This window comes from Streptomyces sp. NBC_00328 (assembly GCF_036139655.1).
Lineage (GTDB): Bacteria > Actinomycetota > Actinomycetes > Streptomycetales > Streptomycetaceae > Streptomyces.
Map to the genome: position 1 here is coordinate 124,309 of NZ_CP108013.1, position 25,199 is coordinate 149,507.

At 70.6% G+C, this 25,199-nt stretch carries 25 protein-coding genes and 3 pseudogenes; 22 read left to right on the top strand and 6 right to left on the bottom strand.

What is annotated here, in order from left to right; translation table 11 throughout:
• The first annotated feature begins 32 nt into the window (after positions 1–32).
• The 3 genes from OG485_RS00510 (at position 33) to OG485_RS00520 (ending at position 3,810) form a co-directional block, all read left to right on the top strand.
• A complete protein-coding gene (locus tag OG485_RS00510) occupies positions 33–542 on the top strand; it encodes an ISAs1 family transposase (protein WP_328674200.1) in 510 nt (169 codons plus the stop codon).
• A 437-nt stretch (positions 543–979) separates the two neighbouring features.
• Positions 980–1,129 carry a hypothetical protein gene (locus tag OG485_RS00515; protein WP_328663349.1) on the top strand — a complete coding sequence of 50 codons (150 nt, stop codon included), beginning with the start codon at positions 980–982 and terminating at the stop codon, positions 1,127–1,129.
• A complete protein-coding gene (locus OG485_RS00520; RefSeq protein ID WP_328663351.1) occupies positions 1,129–3,810 on the top strand; it encodes an FAD/NAD(P)-binding protein in 2,682 nt (893 codons plus the stop codon). The genes OG485_RS00515 and OG485_RS00520 overlap by 1 nt, the downstream gene beginning before the upstream one ends.
• A gap of 25 nt (positions 3,811–3,835) precedes the next feature.
• On the opposite strand, the pseudogene OG485_RS00525 reads toward OG485_RS00520, so the two are convergent.
• A pseudogene (locus OG485_RS00525) lies at positions 3,836–4,909 on the bottom strand (RNA-guided endonuclease InsQ/TnpB family protein); the annotation flags it as partial.
• A gap of 69 nt (positions 4,910–4,978) precedes the next feature.
• Positions 4,979–5,128: a helix-turn-helix domain-containing protein gene (locus OG485_RS00530; protein ID WP_328663352.1), complete on the bottom strand. Its 150-nt coding sequence runs from the start codon at positions 5,126–5,128 to the stop codon at positions 4,979–4,981.
• 28 nt (positions 5,129–5,156) lie between these two features.
• On the opposite strand from OG485_RS00530, the gene OG485_RS00535 reads away from it, so the two are divergent.
• The 3 genes and pseudogenes from OG485_RS00535 (at position 5,157) to OG485_RS00545 (ending at position 6,333) form a co-directional block, all read left to right on the top strand.
• A complete protein-coding gene (locus OG485_RS00535; protein ID WP_328663354.1) occupies positions 5,157–5,309 on the top strand; it encodes a YlcI/YnfO family protein in 153 nt (50 codons plus the stop codon).
• Positions 5,310–5,387: 78 nt separating this feature from the next.
• A pseudogene (locus tag OG485_RS00540) lies at positions 5,388–5,660 on the top strand (zinc ribbon domain-containing protein); the annotation flags it as partial.
• A 499-nt stretch (positions 5,661–6,159) separates the two neighbouring features.
• Positions 6,160–6,333 carry a DUF6059 family protein gene (locus OG485_RS00545; RefSeq protein WP_326782971.1) on the top strand — a complete coding sequence of 58 codons (174 nt, stop codon included), beginning with the start codon at positions 6,160–6,162 and terminating at the stop codon, positions 6,331–6,333.
• On the opposite strand, the gene OG485_RS00550 is transcribed toward OG485_RS00545, so the two are convergent.
• Positions 6,311–7,108, bottom strand: coding sequence for an SDR family oxidoreductase (locus OG485_RS00550; protein ID WP_328663359.1), 798 nt, complete (start codon positions 7,106–7,108; stop codon positions 6,311–6,313). The genes OG485_RS00545 and OG485_RS00550 overlap by 23 nt on opposite strands.
• Positions 7,109–7,251: 143 nt before the next feature.
• Positions 7,252–7,961 (bottom strand): annotated as a pseudogene (locus OG485_RS00555) (FAD-dependent monooxygenase).
• A gap of 68 nt (positions 7,962–8,029) precedes the next feature.
• On the opposite strand from OG485_RS00555, the gene OG485_RS00565 reads away from it, so the two are divergent.
• Positions 8,030–8,614 (top strand): RNA-guided endonuclease InsQ/TnpB family protein, encoded by a 585-nt coding sequence (locus OG485_RS00565; RefSeq protein ID WP_443048634.1) that lies wholly within the window; start codon positions 8,030–8,032, stop codon positions 8,612–8,614.
• 189 nt (positions 8,615–8,803) lie between these two features.
• On the opposite strand, the gene OG485_RS00570 is transcribed toward OG485_RS00565, so the two are convergent.
• Both OG485_RS00570 and OG485_RS00575 read right to left on the bottom strand, forming a co-directional pair.
• Positions 8,804–10,921, bottom strand: a complete 2,118-nt coding sequence (locus tag OG485_RS00570; RefSeq protein ID WP_328663364.1) for an MMPL family transporter — start codon at positions 10,919–10,921, stop codon at positions 8,804–8,806.
• A gap of 462 nt (positions 10,922–11,383) precedes the next feature.
• Positions 11,384–11,719: a hypothetical protein gene (locus tag OG485_RS00575; RefSeq protein ID WP_328663366.1), complete on the bottom strand. Its 336-nt coding sequence runs from the start codon at positions 11,717–11,719 to the stop codon at positions 11,384–11,386.
• Positions 11,720–11,884: 165 nt separating this feature from the next.
• Between OG485_RS00575 and OG485_RS00580 the strand changes: the two genes are divergently transcribed.
• The 15 genes from OG485_RS00580 to OG485_RS00650 all read left to right on the top strand — a co-directional run bounded on the left by OG485_RS00580 (position 11,885) and on the right by OG485_RS00650 (position 24,715).
• Complete coding sequence (locus OG485_RS00580; RefSeq protein ID WP_326782977.1) at positions 11,885–12,346, top strand: carboxymuconolactone decarboxylase family protein; 462 nt, start codon at positions 11,885–11,887, stop codon at positions 12,344–12,346.
• A gap of 461 nt (positions 12,347–12,807) precedes the next feature.
• Positions 12,808–13,383: an IS607 family transposase gene (locus OG485_RS00585; protein WP_328663368.1), complete on the top strand. Its 576-nt coding sequence runs from the start codon at positions 12,808–12,810 to the stop codon at positions 13,381–13,383.
• Positions 13,380–14,837, top strand: coding sequence for an IS607 family element RNA-guided endonuclease TnpB (gene tnpB / locus OG485_RS00590; protein WP_328663370.1), 1,458 nt, complete (start codon positions 13,380–13,382; stop codon positions 14,835–14,837). The genes OG485_RS00585 and tnpB overlap by 4 nt, the downstream gene beginning before the upstream one ends.
• A gap of 180 nt (positions 14,838–15,017) precedes the next feature.
• Positions 15,018–15,428, top strand: coding sequence for a VOC family protein (locus tag OG485_RS00595; protein WP_328663373.1), 411 nt, complete (start codon positions 15,018–15,020; stop codon positions 15,426–15,428).
• Between the two features lie 131 nt (positions 15,429–15,559).
• A complete protein-coding gene (locus OG485_RS00600; RefSeq protein ID WP_328674201.1) occupies positions 15,560–16,081 on the top strand; it encodes a helix-turn-helix transcriptional regulator in 522 nt (173 codons plus the stop codon).
• The gene (locus OG485_RS00605; protein WP_328663375.1) at positions 16,081–16,737 is read left to right on the top strand and encodes a glyoxalase; all 657 of its coding nucleotides are present in this window, start codon (positions 16,081–16,083) and stop codon (positions 16,735–16,737) included. Before OG485_RS00600 ends, OG485_RS00605 begins: the two co-directional genes overlap by 1 nt.
• Positions 16,738–16,811: 74 nt before the next feature.
• Entirely contained in the window at positions 16,812–17,225 is a 414-nt protein-coding gene (locus tag OG485_RS00610) for a VOC family protein (protein ID WP_328663377.1), read from the top strand.
• Between the two features lie 172 nt (positions 17,226–17,397).
• Positions 17,398–17,832 carry a YdeI/OmpD-associated family protein gene (locus tag OG485_RS00615; RefSeq protein WP_326782981.1) on the top strand — a complete coding sequence of 145 codons (435 nt, stop codon included), beginning with the start codon at positions 17,398–17,400 and terminating at the stop codon, positions 17,830–17,832.
• A 253-nt stretch (positions 17,833–18,085) separates the two neighbouring features.
• The gene (locus tag OG485_RS00620) at positions 18,086–18,865 is read left to right on the top strand and encodes an alpha/beta fold hydrolase (protein ID WP_328663380.1); all 780 of its coding nucleotides are present in this window, start codon (positions 18,086–18,088) and stop codon (positions 18,863–18,865) included.
• A gap of 98 nt (positions 18,866–18,963) precedes the next feature.
• Complete coding sequence (cysC, locus tag OG485_RS00625; RefSeq protein ID WP_442813916.1) at positions 18,964–19,554, top strand: adenylyl-sulfate kinase; 591 nt, start codon at positions 18,964–18,966, stop codon at positions 19,552–19,554.
• 5 nt (positions 19,555–19,559) lie between these two features.
• A complete protein-coding gene (cysD, locus tag OG485_RS00630; protein ID WP_326790619.1) occupies positions 19,560–20,489 on the top strand; it encodes a sulfate adenylyltransferase subunit CysD in 930 nt (309 codons plus the stop codon).
• A gap of 2 nt (positions 20,490–20,491) precedes the next feature.
• On the top strand, positions 20,492–21,820 hold the full coding sequence (locus OG485_RS00635; RefSeq protein ID WP_328663382.1) for a sulfate adenylyltransferase subunit 1: 1,329 nt from the start codon (positions 20,492–20,494) through the stop codon (positions 21,818–21,820).
• Positions 21,820–22,926 (top strand): aliphatic sulfonate ABC transporter substrate-binding protein, encoded by a 1,107-nt coding sequence (locus OG485_RS00640; RefSeq protein WP_442813917.1) that lies wholly within the window; start codon positions 21,820–21,822, stop codon positions 22,924–22,926. The genes OG485_RS00635 and OG485_RS00640 overlap by 1 nt, the downstream gene beginning before the upstream one ends.
• Before the next feature lie 60 nt (positions 22,927–22,986).
• A complete protein-coding gene (locus tag OG485_RS00645) occupies positions 22,987–23,790 on the top strand; it encodes an ABC transporter ATP-binding protein (RefSeq protein ID WP_328663385.1) in 804 nt (267 codons plus the stop codon).
• Positions 23,777–24,715, top strand: a complete 939-nt coding sequence (locus OG485_RS00650) for an ABC transporter permease (RefSeq protein WP_326782985.1) — start codon at positions 23,777–23,779, stop codon at positions 24,713–24,715. Before OG485_RS00645 ends, OG485_RS00650 begins: the two co-directional genes overlap by 14 nt.
• The last annotated feature ends 484 nt before the right edge of the window (positions 24,716–25,199 follow it).

A 25,199-nucleotide genomic window follows, 5' to 3' on the forward strand; every position in this document is an offset into this window, starting at 1 on the left:
GCGCCAACTGACCGAGCGCCTGCAGCACCTCAATCGTCAAGGGCAACCAGAAGAAGCTCCGAAGACAGCTCAAGTCCCTTCCCTGGAAGGACATCCCGCTTCAGGGCCGCACCCGGGGCATCGGCCACGGGCGCTCGGAGATCCGCCGCATCAAGGTCGCCACCGTGAACAGCCTCCGTTTCCCCGGAGCCCGCCAGGCCGTCCAGATCAAGCGCCGACGCACCGACCGCAAGACCGGCAGGACCACCATCAAGACCGTCTACGCCGTCACCAGCCTGACCGCCGAGCAGGCCACCCCGGCCGAGTTCGCCCAACTCGTCCGGGACCACTGGAAGATCGAAGCCCTGCACCACGTCCGCGACACCACCTTCGCCGAGGACGCCTCACAAGTGCGCACCGGCAACACGCCCCGCGCCATGGCCACCTGGCGCAACCTCGCCATCGGAGCCCTCCGAACAGCCGGAGCGAAGAACATCGCGGCCGGCCTCCGCCACAACGCCCGTAACCCTCATCGCCCGCTCATGCTCCTCGGCCTCGGATGATCACAAACCGGGCATCACGCGACTACGCCGAAGCCCTGCCTTGGCGCCCTGCAGTGTTTCGCGTTTGAACGTTGCGTTGGACGACTCCGCGAGTGCGTTGTCGGGTGGGCGGCATGGAGCCGGGTGAGCAGGACGCGGGCGGCGGCGCATTCCTGGACGTCGGCGGGGGGTGACGAGCAGGTCGACCGACAGGCCGTCCTGATCAACGATCAGATGCCGTCTCCGGCCGTTGGCGAACTTTCCGCCGTCCCGTCCCGGCTGCTGCCCCACCGCGGCCCGCAGGCCGGGACCTCCTCTCCCCCCTCTTGCGGATACGGAGTTGCGTATGACCGGGGTTCACCTGCCTCGCGACCGTTCCTCGACCCGTGGTCGAGCGAGGTGCCCAAAGATGCCTCCGGGTGGGGGTGAGAGACCTCCGTTCGGCGTGAGGAGTGCATATGCGCAAGGTCGTTTCCCGTGACGGCAGCACGACCCCCTGCGAGAAGACGGGGGACGGCCCCGCGACCGCCCCGGCCGGCGGCACGGCGGGCGGGGGCTTCACCGGCGTCCGCACGGACGACGCCACGGGCGCGGGAAGTCGGCTCTGATGCGCCGCGTCGCAGTCGTCGGAGCCGGCGCGGCGGGGTCGCTCACGGCGGTCCAGCTGATGCGGCAGGCCGACAGGCTCGGCCAAACGGTCGGGATATGGCTGATCGACCCGGCCGGGCGAACCGGGCCGGGTGTCGCCTACGGCACGTCCGATCCGCGCCATCTCCTCAACGTGCCCGCCGGCCGCATGAGTGCCTTCCCCGACGACCCCGGGCACTTCCTGCGCTGGCTGACGGACCGGAACCCGCACGCCGCGCCCGGTGACTTCGTCCCCCGCCAGGTGTACGGGCAGTACCTGACCGACATCGTCGAGCGCACCGCCGACGCCTGCGGGCACGCCCGCCTGCACCGGGTGCGGGACGAAGTCGTCGCCGTACGCGAGCAGGGATCCGGGCCGGCTCTGCGGCTCGCCGGCGGCGGTGAGCTGCGGGTGGACGCGGCCGTACTGGCGCTGGGCAGCCTCGCCCCGGCACAGGACTGGGCCGGCGCCGAACTCAGGGAATCCGGGCGCTTCGTCGCCGACCCCTGGGCGCCGGGCGCTCTCGAGGGCCCCGCCGGGAAGGGGGACGTCCTGCTCGTCGGCACCGGTCTGACCATGGTCGACCTGGCCGCCACGCTGGCCCGCCCGGACCGTGTGGTGTACGCGGTGTCCCGCCACGGGCTCCTTCCCCAGGAGCACCTGCCCTCCGCGGCCCCGCCGGCCGAGGCGCCGCCGGACCTGGACGGTACACGCGGTCTCGACGCGCTGCGCCGCAGCGTGCGACGGCACCTGTCCGCCACCCGACGCGCCTGCGGGGACTGGCGCCCCGCCCTGGACGGGCTGCGCCCGTTGACGGCGGCGCTGTGGCAGCAACTGCCCGCGGCCGACCGGGCCCGCTTCCTCGACGAGGACCTGCGGACCTGGGAGGTGCACCGCCACCGCATGGCACCCGCGACCGCGGCCACGCTCCGCGGACTGCTGACGTCGGGCCTGCTGCGAACCGGCGCCGGGAAGGTGGCCGGTGCCGTGCCGGTCGACGGCGCGGTGGAGGTCGCCCTCAGCGACGGCACACGGCTGCGGGTCGGTGCGGTGGTCAACTGCACCGGCGCTCGGACGGGCCCGCGCGCCACGATGGATCCCCTGGTGCGCTCCGTACTGGAACGCGGATACGGCCGCACCGGCCCCGCCGGTCTGGGGCTGGACACCGCCGGCGACGGGCGGCTGGTGCCCGCGGCCGGCGCCCCGGCCCTGCGGCTGTGGACGATCGGGGCCGCGCGGCGCGGGAACCTGCTGGAGACCACCGCCGTTCCGGAGATCCGCGCACAGGCCGCCGAGGTCGCCGGCAACCTGCTGGACGTGCTCACCGACCGCCGTACCCCCGCACCGACCGACCACTACGGGCAGCGCCTGAGCACGTCGCCCGAGGCAGCGGAGCTGTACGACCGGGCCCTGAAACGCATCCTGGCGGGCAGCCTCGGCGCCGAGGAACTGCTGACCGAAGCCGTCGCCGTCGACCCGGACTTCGCCGTCGGCCACGCGGCTCTGGCACTGCTCAGCCACGAGCCCGGAGGCGCCGGGCAGACGCCCCCGGCGCTCACGTCCGCCCGACGGGCCGCAGCCGTACGGGCAAACGACCGCGAACGCAGCCTGGTCGCCGCGGTGGACGCCTGCCTGACCGGTACCGAGGAGCGGGGCAAAGCAGCCCTGTTGAGCCACATCGCCGACCATCCCCGGGACGCACTGGCGGTCAGCGCGGCTGTACCGACCGTCTCCTTCAACGGTGTGACCCACGCCGAGGAGGCATGGGCACTGGTCGAGGGGCTGTCGGGAACCTACGGGGACGACTGGTGGTATCTGGGGCAACTGGCCTTCGTCCGGCAGGAACAGGAGCGCTGGGAAGAGGCCGAGACCCTGGCCTCCCGGGCACTCGCCGCACAGCCCCGTGCAGGGCACGCCGTCCACGCCCGGGCCCACGTGTACTACGAGACCGGCGAGCACCGTGCCGGCCTGGCCTGGCTGGACGAGTGGCTACGCCGGCACGGAGACGGAGCGGGTCACCGTTCCCACGTCTCCTGGCACGCCGCCCTGCACGAGCTGTCCCTCGACAACCGGCCCGCACTGCTGCGCCGCTACCGCCGGGAACTCATCGCCTGCCAGGTGAGCGGGGGCCGACTGCTGGTCGACTCCGCCTCGATGCTGTGGCGGGCGCGCATGACGGACAGCTGGAGTGGCGATCTGCCCGTCGCCGAACTGCTGCACGCCGCTCCACAGCACTGGCTGGACGCACCGGCGACGAGCTTCGCAGCCCTGCACAGCGCGCTGGCCCTCGCCGCGGCCGGGAACCTCGACGCCCTCGGGCAGTTACGGGCCCACGCGCTGGCCCACCACCAGGCGGTGTTCGCGCTGGTGGTCGCTCCGCTGTGCGACGCACTGTCGGCCGTCGTCCGGGAGGACTGGCGGCAGGCGGTACGGCAGCTTCCGCCGCTGCTTCCCCTGCTGGCGCGCACCGGTGCCAGCAAGGCCCAGCAGGAGGTGGTGGAGGAGACCCTGCTGCACGCCCTGATCGCGGGAGGCGAGTACGATCGGGCGGCGCGGCTGCTCGCGGCCCGGCTGGACCGCCGCGCGTCGCCGCTCGACCGGCGGCGGCTGGACGCGGTGCGCGGACGGCGTGCGGGGTGGCGTGCTCCCGCGGTCATCTGAACTCCTCCTTGACATCCTCCCCCTCTTAAAAGAGGGGGATTCCAACCGAGGTGGGTTGGGGTTCACGGACGCTCGACCGCTGTTCGGGCGGTGTCGTCCCTCCGGAACCGGCTGAGCGCCGGGGGCGGGGAATCCCGCCCTGTCCTGCCGCGACGTTGATGGCTGCGTTGGTGTCCGCGTTGCAGGTGAAGCCGCAGAAGGAGCAGACGAACTCGGCTTGGCTCTTGCGCGAGTTCTTGTCGATCCAACCGCAGACACTGCATCGCAGGCTGGTGTAGGGGGCGGGGACGTCTTCGACCCGGCCCAGGGCCTTGTGCCCGGTGCGTTGGCGCAGCAGGCCCCAGCCCTGCGCGAGGATGGCCCGGTTCAGCCCGGCTTTCTGCCTGACCTGCTTGCCGGGCTGCTCGGTGGTTCCGCTGGCCGAGCGGGTCATGTTCTTGATGTTCAGCTTCTCGAACCGCACCAGACGGTAGGTGCGGGCCAGCATCGTGCTGGTCTTCTCGCACCAGTCCTTGCGCCGGTCGGCCTCACGGGCCTTGATACGGGCGGCCTTGGCGTACTCGGCGCTCTTGCGCTCGCTTTCCTTCAAGGCGCGTGCGGCACGTCGCTGGTGTTTGCGGACCTGCGCGCGTTCCTTCACGGTGAGCTGCGGGCAGTTCAGCTTCCGCCCGTCGGAGAGGGCGGCGGTGATGGTCACGCCCCGGTCGACACCGATGACCTCGCCCGTACCGGGCGGTGCGGCGACCGGTGCGGGGACGACCGCGAAGGCGATGTGCCACCGGCCGTTGCGCAAGGTGACACGGAACGTCTTCGCGGCGGGCAGGTCGGTCCGGGTGAGGCGGAAGCGGACCCAGCCGCAGCCGGGCACCTTGACCCGAGCCCCCCGCCGGTTCAGCTGGTGCACCACCACGGACCGGCCCATGACCTGCCTGCCGGTCTTCGCGTTCAGCTTCGGCGAGCCGTCCTCGGCCAACTCCCCCACCCGGTCGGTGCCGATGACACGAAAGCCCTCGTGCCGGTACTTCTTGCGCCAGGTCGGCTCACCGAACCCTGACATAAAGCGGGCACTCTTGGCCCGGGCGAAATCCTTCAGCGCCTGCTGCTGAACATCCGCGTTCCCACTGCCGAGCCACTCGCTCTCGCGCCGGGCCTCGGTGAGCTGACGGCACTACCCGGCGAAACCCGGCGCCGCCCTGCGGCCCGGATACCAGTGCGCGTGCTGCTCGACCGCCAGGTTCCACACGTACCGGGCGTGCGCACAGTGCAGCAACATCTGCTGCTCCTGCCGCGGCATCGGGTACATACGGAAACGTGACATGGGACCATTCTAGCTTCATCATGGTCCCATGAAGCATGTGAACCTGAGACTCCCCGACGATCTGCACGAGCAGGCCAAGACCGCCGCCGAGGCCGACGACCGCTCCCTGAACTCATGGCTCGTATCGCTCGTACGCCGCGCCGTCGCGGATGGTGAACGCCGTTCTGCCCAGGAGGCATAACGGCCGCCCCTGCCCCGCTACGCGGGAGCGGGCATTCACCCCGGCCCTAAAGGACCGGGCACCCCGCCCGGACCCCGGTGGTACGGACGTGGGGTGATCGCCGTCGACCGGTGGTTCCCCTCCTCCAGGCTGTGCTCCGCCTGCGGCACCCTCCAGGAGCGGATGCCGTTGAATGTCCGCACCTGGACATGCGGCTGCGGCACGGTCCACGGCCGGGACGTGAACGCGGCGAAGAACCTGCTGGCCGCCAAGCTGGCGGTGACAGCCTGTGGAGCTGGCGTAAGACCTCAACGGAGCACTCCGGGCGGGCAGTCGGCGACGAACCAGGAAACCCCACAGGGCGAGCCCTAGGAATCCCCCTCCCTCAGGAGGGAGAGGAAGTCAAGGCGTCCTCTCTTCGGCGGGTCGGCGGCCTTTTCGGCGTGTTTTCGATCTAACCGGCACGTGCCGCGTGCGACTGCGGACGCGGGAACGCAGTTGAACGCTTCCCGGGCGGCTCCGGCCGGCCCGTCCGGGGAGCTCGCCCGGCGTCGCCGCAAGCGTGGCGCGGCAGGGCCCGCCGGGTGGTCCGGGCCGTCCGGCGTGCGGTTGCGCGCGGCTGGTCCGCGCCTGGCCACCGGCCGCGCCGTCAGCCGACGGGTAAGGGCCTGCCCGGGCGGGACACCGGCGGAAGCCGGTTGCGGGCCGAGGCGGGCACGGACGGCGGTGGAGCGGTTCTCGACCGTGCTTGAGGCGGCTGTCCAGTGTTTCTCGGCCGCACCCCCGGAAGGTGGGCTGAACGGCCCGTCACCACGGCCCTGAAGTGAGGTCGGACATGATGCGTTCATTTGCCCGCCGTTGCCTGAGTGAGGTGTACAGCGCCTTGAAGGCATACGGCAGCTACTACACGGGGGTGGATCCCGAACACCCGGAGCGGTTCCTGCGGCTGGAGGACCCCGTGCCCGGACACCCGGAGCGGCTGTGCTGGGAGGTGCCGCTCACACCGGTGGAGCGGGCGCTCGTCAAGGAGCTGGAGCCGCGCTGAGCCCGTCTGCACCTGCGGATGAACGCCGCTGCCGGGGCTCTTGGGAGCCCCGGCAGCGGCGTTTGGGATACGGGCAGGCGCTCAGGCCGCCGAGCGCTCGGCGACGAACGCCTCCCAGGTGCGCTTGCCGATGTCGTTGTTCTTCAGTGCCAGGTTCTCGCCCGCGCGGTAGGCGTTGCCCGCCTTGCCGGGCATCCGCATGGGCATCAGCGGACGCCACTTGCCCTGGGAGTGCAGGTAGCTGCGCAGCAGGTCGCCCAGCGGCCAGTGCGGGGACCAGCCCGGCGGGCCGGCCGAGCGTCAGCTCCACGAGACGGGCCGCCACCTCACGCGAGTCGACCGGCTGGAACTGCAGACCGGGGACGGGCACGACCGGCATCTTCGACATCTTCTCGGCCATGGACCAGACAATGTCGTGGAACTGGGCGGCACGCAGCATGGTCCACGGGATGCCGGATTCGGTGATGGCCTTCTCGGCCTCCAGCTGGACCCGGAACCATCCGAGCGGCATGGTGTACGTGCCGATGACCGAGATGTGCACGATGTGCTGGACGCCGCCGGCCTTCTTCGCCGCGCGGACCAGGTTCTGGGTGATCTTGTCGTCGCCCTTGGGGCCGCCCGCCAGGTGCAGGATGGTGTCGACGCCGCGGATGGTGTCCTGGAGCCTGTCGCTGTTGTTGAGGTCGACCGCGTAGTGCTCGATGCCTTCACTGTTGTCGTGGAGGTGGCGGCTCAGAACCCGGACGTCGCGGCCCGCGGCGTGCAGCAGCGGCACGACGTGCCGTCCTAGGTCGCCCGTGCCACCGGTGACCAGAATGGGGGAGGTCATCGCTGCCTTGTCTCCTTCTTTGAGGGCAAGGTGTCCCTGCCGTTTCCTGAAATCGGTGCTCCGGCGCCCCGCAGGGCGCCGGAGCGGGACTAGACCTTCGCGGCGCTGCGGGCCGGACCGAACCATCGGCCGAGTGCCTGGGCGAGGTCTCCCCCGCCGTGCGCGGCCCAGGCGATGTGCCCGTCGGGCCTGATCAGCAGGGAACCGTCCGTGGCGGACTCCTTGGCCAGCTGCCGGTGAAGGTGTCAACCCGGTCCGCCCAGGCGGCGGCCGGCTCGGGGGCCGCGGCGGAGCCGTCGGCGCCGATGAGCACCCCCCGTGCCGGGCGCAGCAGTTCGGCCACCCGAACCCGGGTGCCGTCGGCCCGTTCCAGTTCACGGTCCGGGTTCAGCCTCAGGCCCAGCGGTCCGGCGGTGCCGGGTCCCATGTCGTAGCGGACGCCGAGTCCGCTCACCATGCCCGCGAAGTGCCCCGCGGCGGAGCCGTCGGTGACCAGTTCGCGCACGAGTGCGCGCAGCGGGTCCATCTCGGGACCGCTGAGGTAGAACATGGTCGCGGCGTGCGTGTTGCGCATCAACTGCTCGCCGAGCGGGTGCCGTTCGGCGTGGTAGGTGTCGAGCAGGCTGTCGGGGGCCGTGCCGTTCGCCACGGCGGCCGGCTTCCAGCCGAGGTTGGCCGCGTCCTGGATGCCCGTGCTCACTCCCCAGCCGGCGAGCGGGGGCGTGTCGTGGGCGGCGTCACCCGCGAGCAGGACCCGGCCGCTGCGGTAGGTGTCGGCTGGGCCACGGCCGTGGCCCAGCCGAGATCGACCTTGAGCTGCGCCGGGGTGCCCTGCGCGATGACGCTGCCGCGGTCCAGCACCACGAGGTGATCGGCCAGGTGGTCGGCCTCTTCCAGGTACTGGGTGGTCAGCAGGACCGTGGTGCCGTCGGCGACCAGTTGCTCCAGGACGCCGACCGGCGCAAGGACTGGTGCGAGAAGACCAGCACGATGCTGGCCCGCACCTACCGTCTGGTGCGGTTCGAGAAGCTGAACATCAAGAACATGACCCGCTCGGCCAGCGGAACCACCGAGCAGCCCGGCAAGCAGGTCAGGCAGAAAGCCGGGCTGAACCGGGCCATCCTCGCGCAGGGCTGGGGCCTGCTGCGCCAACGCACCGGGCACAAGGCCCTGGGCCGGGTCGAAGACGTCCCCGCCCCCTACACCAGCCTGCGATGCAGTGCCTGCGGATGGATCGACAAGAACTCGCGCAAGAGCCAAGCCGAGTTCGTCTGCTCCTTCTGCGGCTTCACCTGCAACGCGGACACCAACGCAGCCATCAACGTCGCGGCAGGACAGGGCGGGATCCCCGCCCCCGGCGCTCAGCCGGTTCCGGAGGGACGACACCGCCCGAACAGCGGTCGAGCGTCCGTGAACCCCAACCCACCTCGGTTGGAATCCCCCTACTTTTAAGAGGGGGAGGATGTCAAGCAGACGAGCAGGCCGTCGCGTCAGGTCAGGGGAAGGGGCACACAAACGCAGCGGCCGTTCCTCAGCGCTTCGTTGGTCGACACCTCGAAGCGTGAGGAACGGCCGCCTGCGTCGTCCCGGGAAGAACCGCGGATCAGCTCGTCGAGTGACCCGCGACGTCACACCGCAAACTCAGACGGTGGACGGCGCTTCGGCCCGGCTCTTCGCGGACTCGTGCGGCGCCGTCTCCTGTGGCGTCAGGCCCGGCCGCCAGAAGCGCGGCCCCAGGTCCAGGGCCAGCGCCGGAACCAGCAGACTGCGTACCAGGAACGTGTCGAGGAGGATGCCGACCGCTACGAGCAGCCCCTGCTGCAGTGCGCTCACCGTGGGGATGGCCGCAAGGACGCAGAACGTGGCAGCCAGCACCACACCCGCCGACGTGATGACACCGCCGGTCACCGTTACCGCGGTGAGGATTCCCTCGCGGTGCCCGCGCAGCCGCACCTCTTCCTTTGCGCGTGTCATCAGGAAGATGGTGTAGTCGACGCCCAGCGCGACGAGGAAGATGAAGCCGAACAGCACCAGCCCGCGGTCGATCTTCGCGTGGTCGAGTGCGTGGAACAGCAGCGAGGCCGTGCCGACGGCCGCCGCGAACGACAGCACCACGGACCCGAGCAGCACCGCGGATGCGATGCTCGCCCGCAGCAGGATGAAGAGCATCACCAGCACCACCGCGAGGATCAGCGGGATCAGCAGCGTCTCCTCGTCACCCTGCGCCTCGGAGACGTCGAGCGCCACCGCGCTCTGGCCCCCGACGACCGCGTCGGCTGCCGGCCCGGTCGATCCGTCCAGCGCCGTCCTGATGTCCCGGACGGTGTCCTTGGCGGCCGCGGAGTCCGGAGCGTCGCGGAGCACTGCTGTCAGGTGCGTCCAGCCGCCCTTGGCCACCTGGGCGCTGACGGAGGACACACCGGGCACCTTGGCGACGACGGCCGTCGCGGATTCGGCCCCGGCGTCGCGGACGTACACATCCGCAGGAGCAGACGAGCCTGCGGGGAAGTGCTTGGCCAGAACCTGCTGGCCGGTGACCGAGTCGACCTTGCCGGTGAACTGCTCCGCCTGCGTCTGGCCGGTCTGTACGCCGGCGATGCCCAGCGCCATGACGCCCAGCACCAGCGCCGTGCCGATCCACACCGCGCGCGGGCGCCGTCCCACGGCCTCGGCGATCTTTGCCCAGGTGCCGTGCCCCTGCGCCGAGTTCGGGTCGTATCCCGCAGTGACGCGCGGCTTCACGGGCCAGAACACCCAGCGGCCCAGGATCACCAGCAGCGCCGGCAGCAGCGAGGTCATGGCGAAGAACACCAGGACCACACCGATGGCGACGACCGGTCCCAGACCCTGGGTGCTGTTCATGCTGCCGAACACCAGGCACAGCGACGCGATCGTCACCGTCGCGGCGGAGGCGGCCAGGGCCGGCAGCGAGCCGTGCACGGCCAGCGACATCGCCGTGTGGCGGTCTTCGTGCCGGTGCAGCTCTTCCCGGTAGCGGGAGATGAGCAGCAGGGCGTAGTCGGTGCCCACGCCTACCGAGAGCACCATGAGTACGTAGGCGCTCTGACCGTTGACCATCAGCCCCGCATGCTTGGCGAGGAGGTAGACCACGCCGCTCGCCACCTGGCTGGCCAGCCCCACGGTGATCAGCGGAATCAGCCACAGCACCGGGCTGCGGTAGGTCACGAGCAGCAGCAGCGCCACCACGCCGAGCGCGACACCCAGCAGCGCGCCGTCCATGCCGGAGTAGACCTCGGCGAAGTCGGCGATGCTCCCGGCCTCGCCGGTGATCTTGATGTCGAGACCAGCGGGGGCGCCGTCGGAGGTGAGCTTGCCGGCTTCGGTCACCTTGTCGGTGAGCACCTTGTTGTCGCTGGGCGAGGTGCGCAGCGGAACGCTCACGAAGGCCGCGACCTTGTCCTCGGAGACCACGGCAGGGGAGACCTTGCCGATGGCCACCTTGTCGGCGAGCCGGGCACGATCGCCGTCGATCCGGGACAGGTCGGCCTGGGTGAGGCCTCCCTCGCGGGCGTAGACGACGACTGCGGTGCTGGAGTCCTTGTCGGCGAAGTACTGCTCCGCGAGCTGCACCGCCTTGGTCGACTGGGCGCTCGACGGCAGCCATGCCTCAGGGTCGTTGTCCTGTACGTCTGCCAGGCCGGCGGCCAGCGAGCCACCGATACCCATGAGCAGGAACCACAGCACAAGCACGACCCACTTGGAGCGCCGGCCGGCGACGAAGGCAGCGTATCGGCTCACAACGGTGGGGGAAGGAACGGGCGGTGGAACCGTTTCTGTGGGGGATGGTGCCGGGGTCTGGATCGTCATGTGACGCTCACCGAGGGTCAGGAGCCGTGGAGCGGGGGCTCGTACGGAACTGGGTACACAAAGGTTCTTCACCAGAGGGATGGAGTCCTGGTGGAGCGTCCCTGGAGTTGGCTTGAACTCGGATTCCCTCGCCCGATGGCGGTCCGTTTCCGGCCGAATTCCTGACCTCAGCCTTATGCGGTCGAGCAGGGGGCGCGCTATGCGGGAGCTCAGCCCGGGAAGGGGCCCGGGGCGGCGCGGGGAGGATGGGGGCGGGGCGGTCGGACGAGAAGGATGGCGGCCGCGGAGCCGACGGGCCAGGTGGTCAGCGGTCTCCTGCCGAGGTGATGCGCCGGCGCCCCGGCCACCCACGGATGCACGGACGGACGGCCGGGCGCGGGTACGGACGGCGCGTCAGGCGGACGGTGTGCAGTCAGGGCTCGCGGCGGAACGTGGAGACCTGGATGCCCTGGGGGCGGCCGCGATCGCGGAGTGCACCGCGCGCAGGCCCCGCTCCGCGCCCTCCTTGGCGGCGGCGCGGACGAGGCGGCGGGCGGTGGCCCGGGCCCGGTCGCGCACCTCGCCGCTGCTGCCGATCCCGTCGAGCAGCACGTACGACCGGGTGCCGCGATAGGGGAACGTCGGGGTGAAATCGCACTGTTGGACCTGCCACCCGTCAGCTGTGCGGTCGCACAGGAACGCATGAGGTTCCTTGGAGCGGTGGCACAGGCACGCATGAGGCTCGCTCAAGCAGTGATACAGACGCGCATGAGGCTCCCTAATCGCCGCTGGTCACTGGAGGGGGCGTGCCGCCGCTCGAAAGGTTTGCCTCGTTCGCCGGTCCCCCCCGTAGGGCGGGATCCGTCAGTGTTGTGACGGACGGAAGAACGAAGAACACCACTGAGGGAGCACCCGATGAAGGCTCGTATGACGAACGCCGCCAAGGTTCTGCCGGACGCCATGAAGGGCATTCAGAACCTCTACAAGGCCATTCACCAGGGCGGGGTCGACCAACACACGCTGGACCTGGTGCACCTGCGCGCGAGCCAGATCAACGGCTGCAGCTCCTGTGTCCACGCCGGCGTCACGGGCGCCAAGAAGGCCGGGGAGACCGACGAGCGCCTGCACGCCGTCGCTGCCTGGCGCGAGGCGCCGTTCTTCTCGGACGCCGAGCGCGCCGCCCTGGCACTGACCGAGGCCGCCACCCGGCTGGCCGACCACAGCGGGCAGGCCGTGCCGGACGCGGTCTGGGACGAGGCCGCCGACCATTTCACGGAGCAGCAGCTCGCCGCGATCATCCTCATGATCGCGACGACGAACTTCTTCAACCGGCTGAACGCCACCGTCCAGGAGCCCGCGGGCGCCGCCTGGAGCTAGGCACTCCCCAGAGGCCGACAGGACGGCCGCGAGGCCGTCCTGTCGGCCGGTGCGCGGGGACGGGAAGGCGGGATCACGAGGGCCTCACGGATCGCGGCCGCCAGCGGTACGGAAGGCCTTCACCAGGAGCGCGGACGGGTGCTCGGGACCGCCCGCGACGAAGCTGCCGAAGCCCGCGAACACCGGAGGCGGGCCCGCCCCGAGAAACTCCGCCGGGCGTGCGCCGGGTTCCCAGGACGGCGGGGGGACGGCCGCCGGCAGCCGCACATCTCGTGTCCCTGGGGCCGGTCCGCGGGGCGGGGCACCACCGTGGAGTTGCAGCCGCGCGGGACCTAGGCGGCGGGGAGTCCGAGGAGCTGCCCCTGGAGAGCGGCTGACGGGGCCTCGGGGGCGACAACTGCCATGGATTTCCTAATCATTCATAGTCGTCTCTGGTCAGGCATCTCACGTAGCTTGGTTTTGTGAGGCTGTCGGAGTGGGCGCGTCAGCAGGGCGTGAGCTACCAGACCGCATGGCGGTGGGTGAGGGACGGGAAGATGGCCGTGCCGGTCCGTCAGGCGCCGTCCGGGACGTGGTTGGTCGACGAGGTTGCCGCCCCGTCGTCCGGGCGCGTGGTGGCGTACTGCCGTGTGTCGTCAGCCGATCAGAGGGCCGACCTGGATCGGCAGGCTGCGCGGGTGGTGTCCGGCGCGAATGGACTGGGCCTGGCTGTCGCGGAGGTCGTGGCCGAGGTCGGGTCGGGGTTGAACGGGCGCCGCCGCAAGTTGCACCGGCTTCTTGCCGACCCGGGTACGGCTGTGATCGTGGTTGAGCACCGTGACCGGCTGGCCCGGTTCGGTGTCGAGCACCTGGAGGCCGCGCTGTCGGCGTCCGGCCGGCGCATGGTCGTCCTCGACCCTGCCGAGACCGCGGACGACCTGGTGCGGGACGTCACCGAGGTGCTCACCTCGATGTGCGCCCGCCTGTACGGGCAGCGGGCGGCGAAGACCCGGGCCGCCCGCGCTGTGGCCGTGGCGACCGGCGAGGCCGCCGAGTGAAGAAGTTCCGGCCGCAGCCCGGGTTCGTGGTGCAGGCGTACCGCTTCGCGCTGGACCCGAACGCCGCCCAGGAGCACGCGTTGCGCTCGCACTGCGGTGCGGCGCGCGCGGCGTACAACTGGGCTGTCGGCTGGGTGACCGCGTCCTGGTGGCAGCGCCGGGCCGAGGAGACATACGGCGTCCCCGAGGGCACGCTGACCGAGTGGCGGCCGTGGTCGCTGCCATCGCTGCGCAAGGAGTTCAACGCCGCCAAGCACACGGACCCCCGGTTCGCCTCCTGGTGGGAGGAGAACTCCAAGGAGGCGTACTCCACCGGTCTGGCGAACGCGTCGGCCGCGTTCGACAACTACGCCAAGTCCAAGCAGGGCAAGCGGCGGGGCAAGCAGCTCGGGATGCCCCGGTTCAAGTCGAAGCACAAGACACGCCTGTCCTGCCGGTTCACCACCGGCACCATCCGCCTCGACGCCGACGGCCGGCACGTCACCCTGCCGAGGCTCGGAACCCTCCGCGTCCACGAGCCCACCGCCAAGCTCCTGCACCGCGTCCAGGCCGGCAGGGCGCGGATCCTGTCCGCGACCGTCCGCCACGAACGCGGACGCTGGCTCGTCGCCTTCCAGGTCGAGACCGCGCGGGACATCCGCCGCGTCGCACGCCCCGACGTCGCGGTCGGCATCGACCTCGGTATCAAGACCCTGGCCGTCATGGCCGACAGTGCAGGCGAGATCCGTGAGGTCCCCAACCCGCGGCACCTGAGCACCGCGCTGAAGCAGCTGCGCCGGGCCTCCCGCACCGTCTCCCGGCGCCGGGGCCCCGACCGCCGCACCGGGCGGAAGGCCTCCCGCAGGTGGGAAAAAGCCAACGCCCAGCGCAACCGCGTGCACCACCGGGTCGCGAACCTCCGCGCGCACGCCCTGCACAAGCTCACCACAAGCGTCGCTGGCGAGTACGGCACCGTCGTGATCGAGGACCTCAACGTCGCCGGCATGATGAAGAACCGGCGCCTGGCCCGGCACATCGCCGACGCCGGATTCGGCGAGATCCGCCGCCGGCTCACCTACAAGACCCGCCAGCGCCACGCCACCCGCATCATCGCGGCCGACCGCTGGTTCCCCTCCTCCAAGACCTGCTCCGGGTGCGGCGCGGTGAAAGCCAAACTGCCGCTGCACATCCGGACCTACGAATGCGACGCCTGTGGCCTGGTCATCGACCGGGACGACAACGCAGCCCGCAACCTCGCCGCCCTCGCGGCAATCGCAGCAACAGGTACCGGAGTGGCCGGAGACCTGGACACCCCCAAGGTGTCGAAGCCTCGTGGAGCCGACCACAAGACCCGCACCACCCGCCCCCGTCGCAAGGCAGGGACGGGGCGGGCAGGTGGCGCAACCCTGCCGCAGCAGCAGCAGCAGACGGAAACGGGAGACCGTACTCAAGCCGAAGCCCTGACGCTTTGGTGATGTGACGGACCTTCCGGGCCGAAATGCCCGGAATGCTGAGACCTGACTACGGACTCAGCAACGGCTCTGTCGCGGGGAGCGAGTGCGCTCCGCGTGACATGCTCGCGAACGTCCGGGCGTGTCCGGATCGGTCAGGAATCGAGAAGCTCGGTTCACGGAGCCGCCTCTAGCCTGCTCGCCATGGACATCACCATTCACACGGCTTCTCTGCCGCATGACGACCCGGACGCTTCGCTCGCCTTCTATCGCGACGTCCTCGGTTTCGAGGTCCGCAGCGATGTCGGCCAGGGCAGGATGCGCTGGATCACGGTAGGCCCGGCCGGTCAGCCGGGCACCTCGATCCTGCTGACACCGCCTGCCGCCGATCCCGGCATCACCGAGGACGAGCGCCGCATGATCACGGAGATGATGGCCAAGGGCACCTACGGATGGATCCTGCTGGCCACCCCGGACGTCGACGCCGCGTTCGAGAAGGTGCAGGCCGGTGACACCGAGGTCGTCCAGGAGCCGACCGAGCAGCCGTACGGCATCCGCGACTGCGCCTTCCGCGACCCAGCGGGCAACCTGGTCCGCATCCAGGAGCTTCGCTGAGCAGTGCGGGTACCGATGCAGCCGTGCGGGCCGACATCGCCACCGCCCATAAGGAACGCGGCGGCGCACCAGAGTGGGCACCCCGACACGTCGAAGGAAAACGAAGACGAAAGACGAAGGAGAGGGTTCTCATGTGCAAGCCTGAATGGCGGCGTGCACGCATCCAGGCGCAGCGCCTGGCTGATCTCGCGCGGCTGCGCCGCGTCCGCGACCGGATCGACAGGGAATACGCGCAGCCACTGGACGTGGAGGCGCTCGCCCGTGATGTGGACGTGTCCGCCGGGCACCTGAGTCGGCAGTTCCGGGCCGCCTACGGTGAGTCGCCGTACGCGTACCTGATGACGCGTCGCATCGAGCGGGCGACAGCGCTGCTGCGGCGGGGCGACGTCAGCGTCACCGAGGTCTGCTTCGCGGTCGGCTGCGCGTCGCTGGGCACGTTCACCACCCGCTTCACCGAGCTGGTCGGCATGCCGCCCGGGGCCTTCCGGCGCCAGGCGGCGGAAGCGGCGGCCGACCATGCCGATGCTGCGGGTGCCCCCCGCGATGCCGGGTCGGCGATCAAGGTGGAGGGGATGCCGGCGTGCGTGGCGAAGCAGGTCTCAAGACCGGTCAGGAATCGAGAAGCCCCGGCCGCCGCACGGCCCCTACGGTGATGGTCATGGCAACCACCACTTCCACCCCAGTTACCACGTCCATCGCGGCCGTCACCCTTGAGGTGGCCGACCTCGAGGCCGCCCGGCACTTCTACAGCGCCTTCGGCGTGGACACGTACCTGCACCTGCGGGCGTCCCAGGCGCACTCCACCGGATTCCGCGGCTTCACCCTGGCGCTCACGGTGTCCGGGCCGGCCACCGTCGACGGCTTCATCGGTGCCGCCGTGGACGCCGGCGCCACGGTCCTGAAGCCCGCCGCGAAGTCGCTGTGGGGCTACAGCGGCGTCCTCCAGGCCCCGGACGGGACGATCTGGAAGATCGCGACCTCGGCGAAGAAGGACACCGGCCCCGACACCCGCGAGATCGACGAGGTCGTCCTGCTGATCGGCGTCGAGGCGGTGAGGGCCACCAAGCAGTTCTACGTCGGCCGGGGCATGACCGTGACCAAGAGCGTCGGCAGCATGTACGTCGAGTTCGCCCCCGGTCAGTCCCACCCCGTCAAAATGGCGCTGTACAAGCGCCGCGCCCTGGCCAAGGAGGTCGGCGTCCCCGCCGACGGCACGGGCTCGCACCGCATCGTCCTCGGCAGCACCGCCGACGCCTTCACCGACCTGGACGGGTTCGTCTGGGAGGCTGCCGCCCCCACACCGTCCTGACCTTTGTCCCTGTGACAGCCGGGCCCCGGCCCGGATGTCCGACAGGTATACCTCTACAGCTCAAGGAGTACGACATGAAGGCACACGTCAGCTCGATCCTTCTCGGCGTTCGGGACATGGACCGGGCCAAGCAGTTCTACACCGAGGGGCTCGGCTGGAAGGTCCAGAGTGACTACGGCATCTCGGTGTTCTTCGAATCGGACGGCGCCTCGCCCGTCGGCTTCTACAGCCGCGAAGGACTGGCCGACCAGGTGGGCACGGACCATGAGGGCAGCGGCTTCAGCGGACTGGTCCTGACCTACGTCGTCCGCAGCGAGGCACGGGTCGACGAGATCATGGCGGAGGCCGCGAAGGCCGGCGCCACGGTCCTCAAGCCCGCCGGCGCTCTGCCGTGGGGCGGGTACGGCGGCACCTTCGCCGACCCGGACGGCTACGTCTGGAGTCTCGGCTTCAGCGCCCAGGGAACCGACCAGCCCTACGCCGAGTAGCCGCGGTTCCCTGCCTCACAGCCGTCCCGGACACGGCGATGGGCCGTGCGGGAAGCGGGAGCGGCCACCGGAGCCGGGCGGGCCGGATCCGCGGCGAGCCGGCAGAACAACAGGAGTTGACATCCTCCCGGGCCTAAAGGCCGGGGCACTCTCGCAAGATCAGAGGTAGATCATGAAGTTTCTGTCCCACGTCGAGCCGCCCGAGCCCATGCGGGGCCTGCTGGTTCCGCCCGAGGTGGTGGAAGCTCTCGGCGAGGGCTCGCGGCCACCGGTGACGATCACGCTCAACGGGCATTCCTGGAAGAGCCGGGTCGCCTTCCTGCGCGGCCGCCACCTGATCGGCCTCAGCCACGCCAACCGGCAGGCCGCGGGTGTCGAGATCGGCGAGGAGGTCGAGGTCGAGTTGGAGCTCGACACCGAGCCGCGCGTCGTCGTCGAGCCGGAGGATTTCGCCCGGGCCCTGGACGACGACCCGGTCGCCCGCGCCGCGTACGACCACCTCACGTACAGCCGCAAGCGCGAGCACGTGCGTGCCGTCGAGAGCGCGAAGATGCCCGAGACGCGCCGGCGGCGCATCGAGAAGGCCATCGCCACCCTGCGGGGCTGACCCGGGAGCAGGCCTCCGACGCCCTACGCACCAGCCGTTCCTCAGCGCTTCGTTGGTCGACACCTCGAAGCGTGAAGAACGGCTGTTTGCGTTCTCCCGGGAAGAACCGCAGGTCAGCTACTGGGCGCCGCCGGGGGCAGCAGGCGGTGCAAGCGGGCCGCTATCGGTTCTCGACCGGTTATGCACCGGCGCATTCGAAGCTGCAGACACAGGGCGAGGTGAGAGCACCTCCGGTCGGCACGAGGAGTGCGTGATGCGCAAGGTCGTTTCCCGGGACGGCACGACGATCGCCTACGACAAGTCGGGCGAGGGCCCCCCACTCGTGCTGCTCAACGGTGCGTTCCGCGATCACACGATCTTCGACGAGCTCGTTCCCGAGCTGGCGCAGCACTGCACCGTGTATGCCTACGACCGCCGCGGGCGCGGCCAGAGCGGTGACGCTCCCGAGTACGCCGTCGAGCGGGAGATCGAGGATCTCCAGGCGGTGATCGAGGAGGCGGGCGGCTCAGCGGCCGTGTTCGCCGGGTCCACGGGCGCGAACGTGGCGCTCCAGGCGGCGCTCGCGGGCACGTCGATCGCCAAGCTGGCTCTCCACGAGCCGTTCTTCCGGGTCGAGGGGTTCCCGAAGCCCCCGTCGAACTCCGCGGAGACGCTCCGGGCCATCCTGGAGGAAGGCGACCGGCGCGACGAGGCGGCCGAGTACTTCCTCGGCCCCGTCCTGGGCCTCACCCCCGACGATGTCGCGCAGTGGCGCAGGAGCCCGATCTGGGCGATGAACGAGGCGAACGCTCACACGCTGCTGTACGACGTCAAGATCTGCGGCGACTTCACCGTCCCGGCCGGCCAACTCGCCGGATTCCGGACGGAGACGCTGGTCCTCAACAGCGACAGCACCAGCGCCTGGCTGCGTGCGGCGGCTGCGGCGACCGCGGCGGCCCTGCCCAACGGCCGGGGCCTCGAGCTGCCCGGATCCTGGCACCGGATCGACATGGACGTGCTCGGCCGGACGCTGGTCGAGTTCGCCACCGCCTGAAAGGTCCCGCCGCCCCTGCCCGCGCCGACGCCCTGCAGCGCGGGGGACGTACGACCCATCCCTGAAGTACGCCATCTACCTCCCGGGAGAACATCACCGTGACCACGGCTCACACCCTGGCCGCCGGGGACACCGCGGAGGCGGCCCCGGCCGCTGCGCGCGGCGCCACCGTGTGGCTGACCGGGCTGCCCAGCGCGGGCAAGACCACTCTCGCCCGCACCCTCGCCGAGCGCCTGCGCGCCCAGGGACACGAGGTCGAGGTGCTCGACGGCGACGAGATCCGCGCGTTCCTCTCTGCGGGCCTGGGCTTCACCCGTGAGGACCGGCACACCAACGTGCAGCGGATCGGCTTCGTGGCCGGGCTGCTGTCCTCCCACGGCGTCAAGACGCTGGTTCCGGTCATCGCCCCGTACGCCGACTCCCGCGCCGCCGTCCGTGCCCGGCACGCCGCCCGCGCCACACCGTTCCTGGAGATCCACGTGGCCACCCCGGTCACGCTCTGTTCCCAGCGCGACGTGAAGGGCCTGTACGCCAAGCAGGCGGCCGGCGAGATCTCCGGTCTCACGGGCGTCGACGACCCGTACGAGGCACCTGAGAGCCCGGAGCTGCGCATCCAGACGCAGGGCCGCTCGGTGGCCGATTCCGCAGCCGAGCTACACACCTTCCTGACCGAGAGGGGCCTGGCATGACGACCATGACCCATCGCCTGATCGAGGCGTCGGGGAACCCCTTCGCGCTGACGCACCTGGACTCGCTGGAGTCCGAGGCGGTCCACATCTTCCGCGAGGTGGCGGGCGAGTTCGAGAAGCCGGTGATCCTCTTCTCCGGCGGCAAGGACTCGATCGTCATGCTGCACCTGGCGCTCAAGGCGTTCGCACCGGCACCGGTGCCGTTCGTGCTGCTGCACGTCGACACCGGTCACAACTTCCGCGAGGCCATCGACTACCGGGACCGCACGGTGGCGCAGCACAACCTGCGCCTGCACGTGGCCTCGGTCCAGGACTACATCGACGCCGGCAAGCTCAAGGAGCGCCCCGACGGTACCCGCAACCCGCTGCAGACCGTCCCGCTGACCGAGGCGATCCAGCAGCACAAGTTCGACGCCGTCTTCGGCGGCGGCCGCCGCGACGAGGAGAAGGCCCGCGCCAAGGAGCGCGTCTTCTCCCTGCGCAACGAGTTCTCCCAGTGGGACCCGCGCCGCCAGCGCCCCGAGCTGTGGCAGCTCTACAACGGCCGCCACGCGCCGGGCGAGCACGTGCGCGTCTTCCCGCTCTCCAACTGGACCGAGCTGGACGTGTGGCAGTACATCGCCCGCGAGAAGATCGAACTGCCGGAGATCTACTTCGCCCACGAACGGGACGTCTTCCTGCGGGGCGGCATGTGGCTGACCGCCGGCGAGTGGGGCGGCCCGAAGGACGGCGAGACGGTCGAGAAACGGCTCGTCCGCTACCGCACCGTGGGCGACATGTCCTGCACCGGCGCCGTCGACTCCGACGCCGCCACGCTCGACGCGGTGATCGCCGAGATCGCCGTCTCCCGCCTCACCGAGCGGGGCGCGACCCGGGCCGACGACAAGATGTCCGAGGCCGCGATGGAAGACCGCAAGCGCGAAGGGTACTTCTAGCGATGACCACCACCACCGAGCAGCTCAGCGCCACCACGCTGCTGCGCTTCGCCACCGCGGGTTCCGTGGACGACGGCAAGTCCACCCTGGTCGGCCGCCTGCTGCACGACTCCAAGTCGGTCCTCACCGACCAGCTGGAGGCCGTCGCACAGGTCTCGGCCGGCCGCGGACAGGACACCCCCGACCTGGCCCTGCTCACCGACGGCCTGCGGGCCGAGCGGGAGCAGGGCATCACCATCGACGTCGCCTACCGCTACTTCGCCACCGCCCGCCGCCGGTTCATCCTCGCCGACACCCCCGGGCACGTGCAGTACACCCGCAACATGGTCACCGGCGCCTCCACCGCCGACCTCGCGGTCGTACTCGTCGACGCCCGCAACGGCATGGTCGAGCAGACCCGCCGGCACACCGCGGTCGCCGCCCTGCTGCGGGTGCCCCACGTGGTCCTGGCCGTCAACAAGATGGACCTCGTCGGCTACGAGGAGTGCGTCTTCGCGAAGATCGCCGAGGAGTTCACCTCGTACGCCGCCACGCTCGGGGTCAAGAACGTCGTGGCGATCCCGCTCTCCGCGCTGGCCGGCGACAACGTCGTCGAGCACTCCGCCACCATGGACTGGTACGGCGGCCGGACCCTGCTGGAGCACCTGGAGACCGTCCCGGTCGGCAGCAACCCGAGAGAGGAGCCCGCCCGCTTACCGGTCCAGTACGTGATCCGCCCGCAGACTGCCGAGCACCTCGACTACCGGGGCTACGCCGGCCAGATCGCCTCCGGCGTGCTGCGGGTCGGGGACGCCGTCACCGTCCTGCCCTCCGGCCACACCACTGCCGTCGCGGCCATCGACGCGCTCGGCACGCAGACGGACGTCGCCTGGGCGCCCCAGTCCGTCACCGTCCGGCTCACCGACGACGTCGACGTCTCGCGCGGCGACCTGATCGCGGCCGGGGGCACGGCCGGGGCGCCCACCAAGGACATCGAGGCCAGCGTCTGTCACCTCAACGAGCGCCCCCTGCACGTCGGCGCCAAGGTCCTGCTCAAGCACACCACCCGCACCGTGCGCGCCGTGGTCAAGGACATCTCGTACCGGATCGACATCAGCACGCTCGAACGGCGTCCCGGTGCCGAGGGCCTGCAGGTCAACGACATCGGCCACGTCGTGCTGCGCACGGCCGAGCCGCTCGCGCTCGACCCCTACGCCGACAACCGCCGGACGGGCTCGTTCCTGCTGATCGACCCGGCCGACGGCACCACCCTCGCAGCCGGCATGGCGGATGAGCCCTTCGAGACCGTACGGCGCGCAGCCGAAGCAACCAACGAGGAGGACTGGGTCTGATGCACTACCAGACGATCGGGCGCGTGGCCATGGCGGCCGTAGCGGTGACCGCGGCTGCCGGACTGCTGTCGGGCTGCGGCTACGGCTCCAGTGCCGAGGCAGCCCCGGCGAAGCAGACCGACGGCGCCTCGGGTGCGAAGCTCTCCGCCGACACCGTGAAGATCGGCTACTTCCCGAACCTCACGCACGGGACCGCCCTGGTGGGCCTGCAGGACGGCCTGTTCCAGAAGGAGCTGGGGTCGACCCGGATCAAGTCCCAGTTCTTCAACGCCGGTCCAGCCGAAATCGAGGCGCTCAACGCCGGTTCGGTCGACATCGGCTGGATCGGCCCGAGCTCGGCGATCAACGGCTACGTCAAGTCGCACGGCACGTCCTTGCGGGTCATCGGCGGCGCAGCCTCCGGCGGTGTCAAGCTGGTGGTCAACCCGGCGAAGATCAGCTCGCTGGACGACCTCCGGGGCAAGAAGCTCGCCACCCCGCAGCTGGGCGGTACCCAGGACGTCGCCCTGCTCAACTATCTGGCGGGCAAGGGCTACAAGGTGGACGCGGCCTCCGGCTCGGGCGACGTCAGTGTGCTCCGTACGGAGAACAAGGTGGTGCCGGAGGCGTACAAGTCCGGCTCCATCGACGGCGCCTGGGTGCCCGAGCCGACCGCCTCCAGGCTGGTCACGCTCGGCGCGAAGGTCCTGCTGGACGAGAAGTCGCTGTGGCCGGACGGCAAGTTCGTGACCACCGACATCATCGTCTCGCAGAAGTTCCTGACCGCGCACCCCGACGTGGTCGAGGCCGTGCTGCGCGGCTCGCTGGCGGCCAACGCCTTCATCAAGGCCGACCCGGAGAAGGCGAAGGCCGACGCCAACCTGCAGATCAAGGCCGACACGGGCAATGCGCTGCCGCCCGCCATCCTCGACCCCGCGTGGGCAAGCATCGACTTCATCGACGACCCGCTGGCCGGCACCCTGCAGACCGGGGCCGACCACGCGGTCGCCGCGGGCCTGCTCGACAAGCCCGAACTCTCCGGGATCGTCGACCTGACCCTGCTCAACAAGGTACTCACGGCGGCGGGCCGGCCCGCCGTGGCGGACGCCGGGCTCGGCGTCAAGTGACGACCCGCACCCCGTAGCTCCGCGCAGTGCCCCCGTCCACGCCCGCAGGAGGTTTCCGCAATGACCACGGCACTGACCATCCCGAAGTGCGTCCCCGTCGTCGAGACCACGGACGACTACCCAGCGGTCCGGCTCTCGCACGTCTCCAAGGCCTTCGGCCGCCCCGGTGCGGGCTCCGTCGTGCTCGACGACATCAACCTGGACGTGGCCCCGGGCGAGTTCGTCACCCTGCTCGGCGCTTCCGGCTGCGGCAAATCCACCCTGTTGAACCTGGTGGCGGGGCTCGACGAGCCCAGCGCCGGAACCATCGACGTACCCGGCACCCGGCCGTCGCTGATGTTCCAGGACCACGCGCTGTTCCCGTGGCTGAGCGCGGGTCGGAACATCGAGCTGGCGCTGCGCCTGGCGGGCGTGCCGCGCGAGAACCGCAGGCCCGAGGCCGAGCGACTGCTGGAGCTGGTCCGCCTCGGCGGCGCGTACCGCAAGCGGGTGCACGAGCTCTCCGGCGGCATGCGCCAGCGCGTGGCCATGGCGCGCGCGCTCGCCCAGGGCAGCACCGTACTGCTGATGGACGAGCCGTTCGCCGCACTCGACGCCATCACCCGGGACGTCCTGCACGAGGAGATCACCCGGATCTGGAACAAGCGCAAGCTCACCGTCCTGTTCGTCACCCACAACGTCAGAGAGGCCGTGCGCCTCGCCCAGCGCGTCGTCCTGCTGTCGTCCCGGCCCGGCCGGATCGCCCGGGAGTGGCGCGTCGACCTGCCGCATTCGCTGCGGGGCGAATCCGCCGAGGTCGCGGCGCTGTCCATCGAAATCACCGAGCACCTGCGTGGGGAGATACGCCGCCATGTCCAGCACTGACACCCGGCCCGCGGCGAGCGGCCGCGCCGCCCGCCGCGACGGCGCGGGGGCCGGCCTCAACACGCTGGGGGCCGGCCTCGACGCACTGGGGGCCGGCCTGGACGCACTGGAGGCCGGCCACGCGCAGCGCGCCTCGTTCAGCCAGGTACTGAGGGCGAAAGTGCTGCCGCCGATCCTGGGCGTCGTGCTGGTCGCCGGTCTCTGGCAGCTCGCCTACAGCCTGCACCTGGCCAGCCCCGAGAAGCTGTCGAGTCCGGCCGACGTGTGGCACGCGCTCACGCTCCTCTGGAGCGACGGCACCCTGTTCTCCGTCATCTGGACCAGCCTCTGGCGCGGCGTCACAGGCTTCGTGGCGGCCGTCGCGATCGGTACGCCGATCGGCCTGCTCGTCGCCCGGGTCAAGCCGATACGGGCCGCCATCGGGCCGGTGCTGACGGGCCTGCAGTCGCTGCCTTCGGTCGCCTGGGTGCCGGCCGCCGTCATCTGGCTCGGCATCAACAACTCGGCCATGTACGCCGTGATTCTGCTGGGTGCGGCGCCCTCGATCGCCAACGGCCTGATCGCCGGGGTCGACCAGGTGCCGCCTCTGTTCCTACGGGCCGGTCGTACGCTCGGTGCGAACGGTCTGCGCGGCGCCCGGCACGTGCTGCTGCCCGCCGCCCTGCCCGGGTACCTGGCCGGTCTGAAGCAGGGCTGGGCGTTCTCCTGGCGGTCGCTGATGGCCGCCGAGCTCATCGCCTCCTCCCCCGATCTGGGGATCGGCCTCGGCCGCTACCTGCAGAACCAGCGGGAGTTCTCCGACATGCCGGGTGTGCTGCTCGGCATCATCCTGATCTTCGTCGTCGGCGTCGCCATCGACCTGCTGTTCTTCAGCCCGCTGGAGCGCCGGGTGCTGCGCAGCCGCGGACTGCTGGCAGCGCGCTGAGGCGCCCGTCCTCCAGCGGAACTCGACACGGTCCCGACGTCCTGTTGAGCACCGTTGCACAAGATGACCTCGGGCGGTTCCCCTACGAACGGAGATCGATATGGGCGCGAGGCCCAGGTCCGCTATGCGATTTCCATGGAAGACATTGGGCGAAGGCCTGATGTGGACGGGGTTTGCGCGGGGCGACATGTGTCCCCCCTGCGCATGGAAGGAATCCGCCGCCCTGCCTGCCGACCAGCCGTGCGTGCCACCGCTGCCAGAAGCGGAGCTCGCCCCATGGACGGCACTGGTCAGACAGCTGGGATAGGCACGACCTGGATCTGGTGACCACGCCGCGGCACATGCCCGTGTCCACGGCTCTCGTTCCGGCGCGGGGCCCCGGCGGCTTCAACTCCGCGGTCTCCTGCGTTTTGTCGACTGGAACTGACCAACAAGAGAAGGAGGCCAGGGTGAGCAGCGCCGGCTCGGGCACCACGCGTCCCCA